Annotated in this window: 9 protein-coding genes; 6 read left to right on the top strand and 3 right to left on the bottom strand. The window is 65.4% G+C overall.

Features of this window, described 5'->3' with window-relative positions; genetic code table 11:
- Positions 1 to 80: 80 nt before the first annotated feature.
- Both BLS85_RS02785 and ipdC read left to right on the top strand, forming a co-directional pair.
- Positions 81 to 1,775, top strand: a complete 1,695-nt coding sequence (locus tag BLS85_RS02785) for an NAD+ synthase (protein WP_092781691.1) — start codon at positions 81 to 83, stop codon at positions 1,773 to 1,775.
- A 37-nt stretch (positions 1,776 to 1,812) separates the two neighbouring features.
- The gene (ipdC, locus tag BLS85_RS02780) at positions 1,813 to 3,456 is read left to right on the top strand and encodes an indolepyruvate/phenylpyruvate decarboxylase (RefSeq protein ID WP_176793293.1); all 1,644 of its coding nucleotides are present in this window, start codon (positions 1,813 to 1,815) and stop codon (positions 3,454 to 3,456) included.
- 864 nt (positions 3,457 to 4,320) lie between these two features.
- Here ipdC and BLS85_RS02775 read toward each other — a convergent pair.
- The gene (locus BLS85_RS02775) at positions 4,321 to 4,548 is read right to left on the bottom strand and encodes a hypothetical protein (RefSeq protein ID WP_092781688.1); all 228 of its coding nucleotides are present in this window, start codon (positions 4,546 to 4,548) and stop codon (positions 4,321 to 4,323) included.
- Positions 4,549 to 4,627: 79 nt separating this feature from the next.
- Between BLS85_RS02775 and BLS85_RS02770 the strand changes: the two genes are divergently transcribed.
- A complete protein-coding gene (locus tag BLS85_RS02770) occupies positions 4,628 to 5,875 on the top strand; it encodes a hypothetical protein (RefSeq protein ID WP_143027067.1) in 1,248 nt (415 codons plus the stop codon).
- Positions 5,876 to 5,902: 27 nt separating this feature from the next.
- Here the strand turns inward: BLS85_RS02770 and murA are convergent, their stop codons facing one another.
- Together murA and dcd are read right to left on the bottom strand one after the other, a co-directional pair.
- Positions 5,903 to 7,192, bottom strand: coding sequence for a UDP-N-acetylglucosamine 1-carboxyvinyltransferase (gene murA, locus BLS85_RS02765; protein WP_092782160.1), 1,290 nt, complete (start codon positions 7,190 to 7,192; stop codon positions 5,903 to 5,905).
- A gap of 73 nt (positions 7,193 to 7,265) precedes the next feature.
- Positions 7,266 to 7,823: a dCTP deaminase gene (gene dcd, locus BLS85_RS02760; RefSeq protein ID WP_092781682.1), complete on the bottom strand. Its 558-nt coding sequence runs from the start codon at positions 7,821 to 7,823 to the stop codon at positions 7,266 to 7,268.
- 416 nt (positions 7,824 to 8,239) lie between these two features.
- Between dcd and BLS85_RS02755 the strand changes: the two genes are divergently transcribed.
- The 3 genes from BLS85_RS02755 to BLS85_RS02745 all read left to right on the top strand — a co-directional run bounded on the left by BLS85_RS02755 (position 8,240) and on the right by BLS85_RS02745 (position 12,396).
- Positions 8,240 to 9,799, top strand: coding sequence for a PAS domain-containing protein (locus BLS85_RS02755; RefSeq protein WP_092781679.1), 1,560 nt, complete (start codon positions 8,240 to 8,242; stop codon positions 9,797 to 9,799).
- A gap of 487 nt (positions 9,800 to 10,286) precedes the next feature.
- On the top strand, positions 10,287 to 11,864 hold the full coding sequence (locus tag BLS85_RS02750) for a BCCT family transporter (RefSeq protein ID WP_092781676.1): 1,578 nt from the start codon (positions 10,287 to 10,289) through the stop codon (positions 11,862 to 11,864).
- A gap of 199 nt (positions 11,865 to 12,063) precedes the next feature.
- Positions 12,064 to 12,396: a cysteine-rich small domain-containing protein gene (locus BLS85_RS02745; protein ID WP_092782157.1), complete on the top strand. Its 333-nt coding sequence runs from the start codon at positions 12,064 to 12,066 to the stop codon at positions 12,394 to 12,396.
- The last annotated feature ends 186 nt before the right edge of the window (positions 12,397 to 12,582 follow it).

Genomic DNA, 12,582 nt, shown 5'->3' with positions numbered 1-12,582 from the left:
CCGGGCGGATGGGCAAATCGTCTCTGGCGGAGGCCGCGCCGGGTGCCGTATGACTGGTTCATTCGGTACGGAGACCCGGCATGCCAGATCGACAGGATCGCCTCGTCATCACGCTCGCCCAGATCAACCCGACCGTCGGCGACATCGCCGGCAATGCCGACCGCGTGCGCGCCGCACGGGACGTGGCATCTCGGGATGGATCCGATCTGGTTGTGTTCCCCGAACTGGTCATCAGCGGCTATCCGCCGGAGGACCTGGTCTACCGCAACGCGTTCCTGGATCTGGTCCAGGCGGCTGTACTGGCCTTGGCGGCGGAAACCGGAGACGGCGGCCCAGCCTTGCTGGTGGGGGCGCCGTGGCGGTTCACCGACCTGGACGACGGTCGGCGCAAGCTGGGCAACGCCGCTCTGCTGTTGGACGGCGGCGAGATCCATTTCCTGGGCTTCAAGCACCTGTTGCCGAACTACGGCGTGTTCGACGAGGTGCGGGTGTTCTCGCGCGGGCCGATGCCCGACGTGGTGACCCTGCACGGCGCCCGCCTGGGCATCATGGTGTGCGAGGACATGTGGGGGCCACAGGTGGCGGGACATCTGGCGGCGGCCGGGGCGGAGATTTTGCTCGTCCTGAACGGCTCGCCGTTCGAGGTGGACAAGCACGATCAGCGCCTTCGTGAGGCCCGTCCGCGCGTTGAGGAAACCGGTCTGCCCATGGTCTATGTGAATCAGGTGGGCGGCCAGGACGAGTTGGTGTTCGAGGGCGAGTCGTTTGTCGTTGCCGCCGACGGCGCGTTGGCCGGGCGCCTGCCGTCGTGGTCGGAGGCCATCGTCACCACCACCTGGACGCGACCACACGGCGGCGGGGCGGCCTGGACCTGTTCCGCCGTGCCCATGGCCCCGCAGCCTTGTCAGGACGAGGCCGTTTATCGGGCGATGGTCACGGGGTTGCACGATTATGTGGAAAAAAACGGCTTCCCCGGGGTGATCCTGGGCCTGTCCGGCGGCATCGACAGCGCCCTGTCGGCGGCGGTGGCGGTGGATGCCCTGGGGCCGGAGCGGGTGTGGTGCGTCATGATGCCCTCGCCCTACACCTCGCCCGAAAGCCTGGAGGACGCCGAGGCGTGCGCCCGCACGCTGGGGGTGCGCTACGATTCGGTGAACATCGGCCTGGCCATGAGGGCCTTCGAGCAGATGCTGGGCGGCCTGTTCGAGGGGCGCGACCCGGACGTGACCGAGGAGAACATCCAGTCGCGCGCGCGTGGTCTGACGTTGATGGCGCTGTCCAACAAGTTCGGCCCCATGGTGCTGTCCACCGGCAACAAGAGCGAGATGAGCGTCGGGTACGCCACGCTGTACGGCGACATGTGCGGCGGCTATTCGGTCCTCAAGGACGTTTACAAGACCACCGTCTTTCACGTCAGCCGCTGGCGCAATGACCACGGTCGGCCCGAGGGCATGCGGGGGCCGGACGGCCCGGTGATGCCGGAACGCGTCATCGATAAGCCGCCCACCGCCGAGCTGCGCCCCGACCAGAAGGACGAGGACAGTCTGCCGCCCTATCCGGTGCTCGACCGCATTCTCAACGGCCTGATCGAGGGCGAGCACGGCGTCGCCGAGATGATCGACGCCGGCCACGACGCCGAGACCGTGCGCCGTGTCTGGCGCCTGCTCAACGGCGCCGAATACAAGCGCCGTCAGGCGCCGCCCGGGGTCAAGATCACCCTGCGGGCCTTCGGCCGCGACCGGCGCTATCCCATCACCCACCGGTTTCGGGATTGAACCGGCGCCCTGTGTGGCCTCGCGAGGACGACCACCCATGATCAAGCCCCTTGCCCGCGTTCTGATCGAGGCCCTGGTGGCGCATGGCGCGCGCGAGGCGTTCGGCATTCCCGGCGATTTCGCGCTGCCGTTCTTCCGTCACCTGGAGAAGAGCGCCGATCTGCTGCCGCTGTACACCCTGTCGCACGAGCCGGGCGTGGGCTTCGCCGCCGACGCCGCCGCGCGCTGGCATCAGGGCATTAGCGTGGCGTGCGTGACCTACGGGGCCGGTGCGCTCAACATGGTCAACCCCATCGCTGGAGCGTTCTCGGAGAAGTCGCCTGTCGTTGTGATCTCCGGCGCGCCGGGGGTGAAGGAGGGCGCCCGGGGGCTGCTGCTGCATCATCAGGCGAAGACCCTCGACAGCCAGTTCCGCATCTACCAGGAGATCACCTGCGATCAGGCGGTGCTGGACGATCCGGTGCGCGCGCCGGCCGACATCGCCCGGGTGCTGCGCTCCTGTCGGGAGCAGAGCCGGCCGGTCTACATCGAGGTGCCGCGAGACATCGTCGATGCGCCCTGTGCGCCGGTTGCGCCCTTGCCGCCGTCCCCGTACGAGCCGGCCGCCGTGGCCGACTGCGCCAACGAGGTCATGGAACGGCTGGGCCGGGCGCGCCAGCCGGTGCTGCTGGTGGGGGTGGAGGTACGCCGCTTCGGGTTGGAGGAGCGGGTGGCGGATCTGGCCCATCGGCTGGGCATTCCCGTGGCCACGACCTTCATGGGCCGGGGGCTGCTGGCGGAGAGCCGGGCCAATGTCGTGGGACCGTACATGGGGTTGGCGGGCCGGCCCGAGGTCAGCCGGGTTGTGGAGGAGTCAGACGGCCTGCTGATGCTGGGTGTGCTGATGTCTGACACCAACTTCGGCGTGTCGGGAGCGCGGGTCGATTTGCGCGGTGCCATGCTGGCGGCTGATCGGGCGGTGCGGATCGGCTTTCATGCCTATCCGGACGTGCCGTTGGGCGCCCTGATTGATGCCCTGCTGGAACGGGCCCCCGGTCATCCGCGCCTGACCACGTCGGCCGCCCTGCCGGAGCCGCCGCTCGGGCTGATCGCTGATGACGCGCCGGTGACGCCGCGCGACATCGCCGCTGGCCTGAACGACCTGCTGCTGGAACATGGGCCGATGCCGGTCGCGGCCGACATGGGCGACTGCCTGTTCACGGCCATGGACATGGTGCAGACGCCGCTGGTGGCGCCGGGATACTACGCCACCATGGGCTTCGGGGTACCAGCCGGCCTGGGTGTTCAGGCCGCCAGCGGGCGCCGTCCGCTGGTGCTGGTGGGCGACGGTGCGTTCCAGATGACGGGGTGGGAGTTGGGCGTTTGCGCTCGCTACGGCTGGGCGCCGCTGGTGGTGGTCTTCAACAACGCCAGTTGGGAGATGCTGCGCACCTTCCAGCCGGAGGGCCATTGCCATGACCTTGATGTCTGGCCATTCGCCCGGCTCGCGGACGTCATGGGGGGGCGCGGGTACGCGGTCAGCACACGGGCCGAATTGAGGGCCGCGCTGGCCGCCGCGCATCGGGACACGGGGCGGTTCCAGTTGGTGGACGTCCGGCTCGAACGCGGCGTGATTTCCGACACGCTGGCCCGCTTCGTCGCGGCCGTGAAGGGGGCGAACAGGCCGCCGGGCGCCGGGTGAACGCGCCCTGTCCAACGGGGCGATCAGAGAGAACTGTTATATGATGTTTCAAATAGCGGCGCATCGTTGACATCGCATTGCGGGCACGCCGCCGATTCGGACTGAAAAGAGTCGTCTTTCCTGCGAAACGGGGGGCTGCCAGCAGTTCTCATTTTGGCTGGGCGACCAAGGACGGAACAGCACCGCTCGGACTCCTCCTCCCTTCGGGGTTATCATATTCACACGTCGTCCCGCCGAAGCGGCGGCTCTTCGCTCGCGCGACACTGTGACTCGTCATTGCGAACCCCTCAGGAATCCCCGCATTTCGGAAAAGGGCCGCAAAATCAATGGGTTTCACGACATCGGCCTGCGCGATAACCTGTTGATTTAATTGCATATTTAAGAAATGAGGGGATTCCTGCGTGCGAACCCTCGTCGCAAGACGAGGGTGAAGCACTCCAGGGCACTAAACGCAAGTATCCGCCCCGGATTGCCCCATATATTTTATTTGGGCTTCGCTCCTCGCAATGACGAGCAGGAGTAAAGTTGTGTGAATCGGATAGCCTTCGGGGGGAGGTTGGGAAGGGAGCGAGTTGATAGTCGCGCCGCTTTCTCCTTTCGCATCAACCCCACCCCAGCCCTCCCCTATCCAGGGGAGGGAGTCCGATCCGCGCGTGGGGCTCCTGTCAGACACCCAGCGAAAGCCGGCTGAACAGTGACGGGTGCAAAATGAGAACTTCTGGTGGCCTGCGGCCTTTGTCGCCGCACAGTGAAAAAACGTGGTACTCTGATCGATATCGGCGGGTCCACGCAGATGGGCATGTCGCTTGAGTTCCGATCCAATCTGGCCTCGTCTCGCTCTTGCCGGCCCAGAAGGACTAGACCTTAGTGAATGCGATTTTCGTCGAGACGGGACAGCATGAAGGCGCCGGCGCCCTGATCGGTGTGCAGGCACGCCTGCTCGGTCGCGGACATACCGGCGATGAAGGCGGAGATGCGTTCGATGGCCTCGGTGTCGCCCTTTTGGCGGGCACTGGCCTGCAGGCGCAATGCTTCCGAAAGGAGATCACCGAGCTTTGTGCTCAATTCATGGATTTCTTCGCTGATGTCCATTGGTCTCCCCCTATCCGGTTGGGTCTCCGGAGCGTTATGAGCCGTCGTTCCACCCCATGACGTATTCTGAAGTCTGTAAATGCCCAAGCACGCCAAAGATATCTCCGATTGGGACAAAACTTTCACCCAGCGTTGGCAGGCGGCGCTGAAACGGGAATTTGGCACCGGAAACGTTGCGGCGCACAGGCTTTCACAGGCGGGAATAAATCCTAGCACGGTGAAGGCCTGGTTGAGTAAAGGTGGTCACCCTACCATCGCGAACCTTTGTCTTGTTGCGCGTGCGGCCCGCGACCCTACCGCTTTCATTGTTGAAGTCTGTGGTGACGAGCCGTGGGCGCGGGAACTTGGCGTGACCTTACAGCGCCGGCGTCTGGAGGATGCCGAAGTTGCGCTCAGCATATGCCAGGCGGGTGGCGGCGAGGATCCGGTTCAGGTCATCCGGGCGCTTGCCGGGACTTCGCGCCAGTATCGGTTCGTGACCGATACGGGGACCGTAACCCAACCCCTGGTTTCACCGGAGGACGGTGTCCGGCGCATGCTTGGCATGACGGTGATCGACCAGCCGGTGACGGAGTACGTGATCCGGGACCTGGGTTGGATCATTATCGAGGAGGCCGCCGACCAGCCCCTGGTCGTCCATTGCCACGCCATCATGGTCAGCGATCACGCCTGTGACAGCCTGATGTCATGGCTGGACCAGAACGTCCCGCGCCTAGGGGTCGTGATGCGGGTTTTCATCACCGGCTGGGCGAGCTTCTGTTGTGCCAACCTGTGGCAGGTCTGGGCCGAACTGACCCGCATCAAACAGATGCGGGCCTTCAGCCTGGAAGCCGGACGGGATGACGTTGACGGAGCCGCCAACGCGAACACGGTTCGCTCCGAGCGGCGCAACCTCCAGGAGGCGCCAGCGGGAGGCGCGCAATTCTACACGATCTGGGAACAGACTGGTGGGATCGTCGACGATGCCACGATCCAGAACATCGCCGACACGTCGCTGTTCGATCTGGCCGGAATCTACGGCATGCAGGACCAGCAATTCCGGGTCGGATTCGTCGGCCCGCACCAGCGCATACCGGTCGGCGTGACCCGGAAAACGCTGATCGGGCGAAACTTGCTGGAGGTCAATGCATCCCAGGGCTTGGGCGCCATGATCACGGCGCATTTTGCTCTGGCGGCGCACGAACGGACGCCGCTTGTGCACCGAATCCGCCTTCCCGGGTCGTGGTCGTATCGGCGGGTGAGCTTCCCGATCTTCGATCACTCCGGCCGCAAGATCATCGCCGTCATCGGCTTCACCGATGCGCGGGCCACCGGAAACGGCGCATAGGGCCGATGCGGACGACCGCCGCCCCTCTTATCCACGGACCCGTTCGATGGCCGCGCCGCAGCCGGCCAGCTTGGCCTCGACGGTCTCATAGCCGCGATCAAGATGATAGACGCGGTTGATCGTGGTCGTACCCTCAGCGGCCAGTCCGGCCAGAACCAGGCAGACCGAGGCCCTGAGGTCGGTGGCCATGACCTGGGCGCCGGACAGCCGCGCGCGCCCGCGCACGATCGCCGAGCCGCCGTGGATGTTGATGTCCGCCCCCATGCGCGCCAGTTCCGGGACGTGCATGAACCGGTTCTCGAAAATGCTCTCGGTGATCATCGAGGCCCCGTCGGCCGTGGCCATCAGTGCCATCCACTGGGCCTGCATGTCGGTGGGAAAGCCGGGGTAGGGTTTGGTCATGACGTCGACCCCGCGCGGGGTTCTGTCACGGCCATCGACGATGAAGCCGTCGTCGGCCGGGGTGACGGACACGCCCGCTTCCTCCAGGTGTTCCAGTACGGCCCGCAACAGATCGGCATCCGTTTGTTTCAGATGCAAACGGCCGCGCGTGATCGCGGCAGCGAGAGCGTAAGTGCCGGTCTCGATCCGGTCGGGCAGGATGGCATGGGTCGCCGCGGTCAGGCTGGACACACCCTGAATGTGCAAGGTGTTGGTGCCGATTCCCTCGATGCGCGCGCCCATCGCGTTCAGGCAGGTCGCCAAGTCCGTGATCTCGGGTTCGCGGGCCGCGTTTTCGATCACCGTTTCGCCCCGGGCCAGCGTGGCGGCCATCAGGGCATTCTCGGTGCCGCCGACGGTGACGCAGGGGAAGACGATGGTGCCGCCCCGCAGCCCGCCCGAGGGGGCGCGGGCCTCAATATAGCCGCCGTCGAGGATGATCTCGGCGCCCAGCGCCTCCAGGGCCTTCAGGTGCAGATCGACGGGACGGGTGCCGATGGCGCAGCCGCCGGGCAGGGAGACACGGGCGTGGCCATGCCGGGCCACAAGCGGTCCCAGCACCAGGACGGACGCCCGCATCTTTCGGACGATGTCGTAGGGCGCGGTGGCGTCGGCGATGGTGCGAGTGTGCAAGGTCAGGCGGCGGTCGGTCGTGTCCGCGTCGCCCTTGTCGAAGGCAGCATCCACCGAGGCGCCATGCAGCCCCAGAAGGCTGATCATGGAGGCGATGTCGGCCAGCCGCGGCACGTTGGTCAGGGTCAGCGGCCGGTCGGACAGCAGGCACGCCGGCATCAAGGCCAGCGCCGCGTTCTTGGCGCCGCTGATGAAGATCGTGCCGTCCAGGCGGTGGCCGCCCTCGATACGGATGCAGTCCATGATGCCAGCTTTCCCCTGTTGAGGCGCGCGGCTGGTCGAGATGGGTTCGTGTGGCAGGTCGATCAGCAGATCGTCAGAGGCGCGGGAGTGTGACACCTTGCTGTCCTTGATACTTGCCCTTGCGGTCGCGGTAGGAAACGGCGCAGGTCTCGGCGCCCTGAAGGAAGATGAACTGACAAGCCCCCTCGTTGGCGTAGACCCTGGCCGGCAGCGGTGTCGTGTTGGAGAACTCCAGCGTGACGTGCCCTTCCCATTCCGGTTCCAGGGGGGTCACGTTCACGATGATGCCGCACCGGGCATAGGTGGACTTGCCCAGGCAGATCACCAGGACGTCGCGCGGAATGCGGAAATACTCGACCGTGCGGGCAAGCGCGAAGCTGTTCGGGGGAATGATGACGAAATCGTCCACATGACGGTCCACGAAGCTCTTGTCGGAGAACGCCTTGGGATCGACCACCGCCGAATCAACGTTGGTGAAGACCTTGAACTCGCCGGACACGCGGGCGTCATAACCGTACGACGACAGGCCGTAGGAGATGACGCCGGCGCGTTCCAGGCGGTCCACGAAGGGTTCAATCATGCCGTCGCGGGTGGCGCGTTCGCGGATCCAGGTGTCGTGCATGACGGCCATCAGGCGGACTCTCCGTCTGGGTCCGACCCGGATGGGTGGGACGGGACCACGCCCGGGCCTTGCGAGGAACGGACGCGCGCCTGTTCCTTGCGGCGCGCCAGATTGGCGCGCAGCGCGGCCGCGCTGCGGTCCTGCCGCGAAGGCTGGGTCGGCGGTTTGGAGGACGGCCGAGAGTGAAAGACGTCAGGATCGGAACGGTTTGGCATCATGGGCGCACTGTGACCAACCCGGCCGCAGCCGTCAACGATCACGCGAACGCCAATGGGGGATGGTGCTGGTCCTCCGTGTCGGGACTGGACGCCCGGCGTGGATCGGGCCATGGTCGGCGGGATCGGATTTAGGAGCACCCGGTCGGGACATGAAACCGATCCGTGCCATGCGGCGTTGTTGGGGGCCCAATCCGTCGAGGGGGGGAGATGTCGAACTCGGAGCGGGACAACAGGACAGGACCAACCGACGCCGTGCGCGCCGCGGCGCTGGACATCGTGCCACAGGCCGTGTTGATCGCCGATGCCGGAGGGCGTCCGCTCGACATGAACCGACGGGCGCGACGGTTGCTTGGGGTTTCCGACGAGGCGGATCCCGGTGCTTGGTCCGGCCGTTTGCCAACGCTTGCGCGGGAGTATCAGAGCGACTGGGTCAATCTGCCGCTGCCCGATGGGACACTGGCACCGTTCTGGTTCTGGGCACGGTCCCTCTCGCCGTCGGCCGGGGACGGGGGCGCCGTTCTGTATGCGTTGTGGCCCTGCCGACTGACCGAGGAGCAGTCCGGCCAAGGCAGCGGTGATGGGGCGGCCTACGACGAGATGATGGCGGTGATGGCGCGTCACGCCCTGCTTGGGGAGATGGGCGGGGCCTTGGCGCACCAGATGAGCCAGCCTCTCAACATCATCCGACTGACGGCGGAGCGGGCGGCGCTGGAGGCGGAGGACGGCACCTCCGCCACGGACAGCGCATCCGCAGCCGAGCGATTCGCCCGCTTGGCCGATCAGGCCGAGGCGTTGTTCGAGACGGTGTCATTGGTCCAGGGGGCGCCTGCCATCCACGGAGCCGCCGATCTGGAGGTCGTGGATATCGCCGCCGTCATCAACCGGGCTGCCGTTCTGGCACGCTCGCCCCTGCGGGCGGCCGGCCTGAAGGCGGAGGTGATCGCGGCGTCCGATCCCCCCGGGGTGTGGGGCGAGCCCGTGCTTCTTCTCCAGGTGGCCTTTGCCGTGATGACCGTGTTGGCTGATGCCCTGGGCGGCGACGCGGACCTGGAAGAGCGCCCTGTGCGCGGAGGCAGCGTCCGGTCACTCATCGTGCGGGTGGATTCCGACGCGGCGGTGGTCGGCGATGGTCGCCTGAGCGTGGATATGGCCCGCGATGACGTGGTGCGCCTTGGACTGCCGTTGATGCCGGTGGTGCCCGATCTTTCCCTGTCGCGGCGGGTCGTTCTGGCCGGGTTGGCTCTGGCCGGTCTGGACGGGCATTTGATGATGCTGGTGGACGACCAGGGGGCCTTGCGGGGCGCCCGTCTGGATTTGGCCCGGGCGGGCTCCGGTGCGGGCGGTGACCTGTCGGCTGGTTCCGACGCAACGGAACGTCCTGATCGGGACGCGTCCGGGACGGGTGGAATTCGGGTGCTGCTGGCCGAGGATGAAATCGAGGCGGCGACCGAGATCGCCGACTTCCTGCGCGAGGAGGGATGCGGTGTGACGGTCGCCGGTGATGTGGCGGCGGCGCTCCGTGCCCTTGATCAAGCGCAGTACGATGTGCTGGTCAGCGATGTGGCGATGCCGGGCGGGAACGTCGGAGCTTTGCTGCGCGCCGCCGAAGCCGCGCATCCCGATCTGGCGATCATTCTGGCCAGCGGGTTTGCCGTGGAGGGGGATGCGACCTTTGGCGATCTGGCCGACATGGCCGACGCCATCCTGCGCAAGCCCCTGAGTCTGAACGAACTTTACGGCACGATCCGACGGGTTCTGACGGGGTGACGGTTGCTGTTTCGTCCGTCCGGTTGCGTCCCGTCATTCGATTGGGTAGGGTCTGCCGTCCGCCGGATGATGTGCCCTTGGCCATCAGTGCGGGTTGTCCCGGTATGTCCGCCCCAGTGGACAGGGCGTGCCGGATCTGCCAGGGGCATGATAGCCCACGCTTCCGTGTCGGGTCCTGCCGGACCACGGATCGGGCGGGTTTCCCGTCACCGCAGCCGTCCCCACCCTTGCATCGGGGTGAGATCGACAAAGCCCGCAAGGGCCGATGTCGACGTGCGTTCGGCGTATGGCGGGCCTTGAGTCGGGCGCTGTCGTCGGACGCAAGGTCGCAAGGTCGGGTATGGCTGGCGAAGCCGGGAGACGCCTTCGCCGGGCACCAGTGGTCAACACGAAGGAAACACTGAGAAAAAGGACGTCAGGTTCTTTCTCGCTCTGACACCACCAAGCGGTTGCTGGACCAAGGACCGCGCAATGGGAGAGCTGAACAATGTCACCACCACCGGAGCAACTCTACGAGACTGAATACGAGGTCGGTCAGGACAATATCCAGGCGATGGGGATGGACATTCATAACCCCGTGTTCTGGGTTTCCGCGCTTCTGATCCTGGCTTTTGTGGTCGGCACCTTGCTGGTTCCAGACCAGGCCAAGGAAGTTTTTGATGGCGCCAAGGCTTGGTCTATCAATAACTTCGATTGGTTGTTTCTGGCCGCCGGCAACATTTTTGTGATTTTCTGCCTAGTTCTCATCTTCCTGCCGGTCGGAAGCATCCGACTGGGCGGTGATGATGCCACGCCAGAATTTTCTTTGATGTCATGGTTCGCGATGCTGTTTGCCGCCGGCATGGGCATCGGCCTGATGTTCTGGAGCGTGGCGGAGCCCGTCGGCTACTACACCAACTGGTTCGGCACGCCGCTCGGCGTTGAGCCCAACACGCCCGAGGCCGAGATCAACGCCATGGGCGCGACCATGTACCACTGGGGCCTGCATCCGTGGGCCATTTATGCCGTGGTCGGGCTGTCGCTGGCCTTCTTCTGCTACAACAAGGGCCTGCCGCTGACCATCCGCTCGGCGTTCTATCCGCTGGTGCAGGACAAGTCCTGGGGCTGGTTCGGCAACGTCATCGACGTCATCGCCGTGCTGGCCACGATCTTCGGTCTGGCCACGTCGCTGGGCTTCGGTGCCCAGCAGGCGGCCGGTGGTCTGGAATACCTGTTCGGGATTCCGTCCGGCATCAACACCCAGATCGCGATTATCGTTGGCGTGACGTCGGTGGCGGTGATCTCGGTCATTCGTGGCTTGGACGGCGGTGTGAAGGTGCTCAGCAACATCAACATGGGCTTGGCGCTGCTGCTGCTGCTGTTCGTGTTCCTGACCGCGTCCACCATGACGATCCTCAAGGGCTTTCTGCTGACCTCGCTGTCTTACGCCGAGGTCCTGGTGCCCATGAGCAAGTGGTGGGGTCGTGAGGACGGCTCCTTCATGCACGACTGGACCGTGTTCTACTGGGCTTGGTGGATCGCGTGGTCGCCGTTCGTCGGCATGTTCATCGCCCGCGTCTCGCGCGGTCGCACGGTACGCCAGTTCATCACCGCCGTGCTGCTGGTGCCGGTGGCCGTCACCATCGTGTGGATGACCGTGTTCGGCGGCACCGGCGTCGAGCAGGTCAAGGCCGGCGTCGGCGAGCTGGCCGGCGGCATCGGTGACTACACCCTGTCCATGTTCCAGATGCTGGACAACCTGCCGCTGGCCTCCGTGACATCGTTCCTGGCGATCTGTCTGGTGCTGGTGTTCTTCATCACCTCGTCGGACTCGGGCTCGCTGGTGATCGACAGCATCACCGCTGGCGGCAAGCTTGACGCGCCGGTGCCTCAGCGCATCTTCTGGGCCGTCATGGAAGGCGTGATCGCCGCCGTCCTGTTGTTCGTGGGTGGGGCCAGTGCCCTGAGCGCGTTGCAGGCAGCGTCCATCACCGTCGGCCTGCCGTTCACCCTGGTGCTGTTGGCCATGTGCGTGACCCTGTACATGGGCCTTCGCCACGAACAGAAATACGTGCGGGGCAAGTAGCCAGAGCAAATCCCGAGCGATCCGGAACGGATCGCGACGACGATGTGCCAAACCGTCAAATGTTGTCGAGCGCCCTCCGGCGTTCGAGTCCATCGGCGAGGGGCCGCGTTCCGGACACCGGGATGCGGCCCCCCGTCTTTTCAGGCCCCGGTTCAGGGCCCATATGCCGGGGCGGACTCCGAATATGGGAGACGCGGCCATGCAGCCGAAGGACACGACCACCAACGAGGGCTTCAAGGGCTTCACCAACACGCGGTGTCCCTTTCTACCCTGCCACGAGGGCGTGCGCGGCGAGTTCAACTGTCTGTTCTGCTATTGCCCGCTGATCGCGTTCGAGTGCCCCGGCCCCTACGAGGTGTTCACCGACAAGAACGGCATCAAGCGCAAGGACTGCATGGCCTGCACCCTGCCGCACAACGGCTATCGCCAGTCGTGGACGTTCATTCAGAAATGGCTGGAAAAGCCCGTGGTGTGGGATGGCAGCCCGCAGACGCGGTATTACAAGCAGAAGACCAAACCCTCGCAGGATTGACTGATACCGCCGACGAAAGGGATGACTTTTTCGGAGGTCCGGAACCGCGCGGCCCAAAGGGGCGCCGCGGCGAGAACTGCAAAGATGCAAGAACGTTGGTTCGGCATCGTGATTCCAGGCCGGATGATTCAATCTTGTCGTCGGCCGGTATGTCGCCCCGTGATCCATCCTCCCATGGCCGGCGTA

Source organism: Rhodospira trueperi (assembly GCF_900101965.1).
Lineage (GTDB): Bacteria > Pseudomonadota > Alphaproteobacteria > Rhodospirillales > Rhodospirillaceae > Rhodospira > Rhodospira trueperi.
The sequence above is the reverse complement of the archived record's forward strand: the minus strand, read 5'-3'. Positions and strand labels throughout refer to the sequence as shown.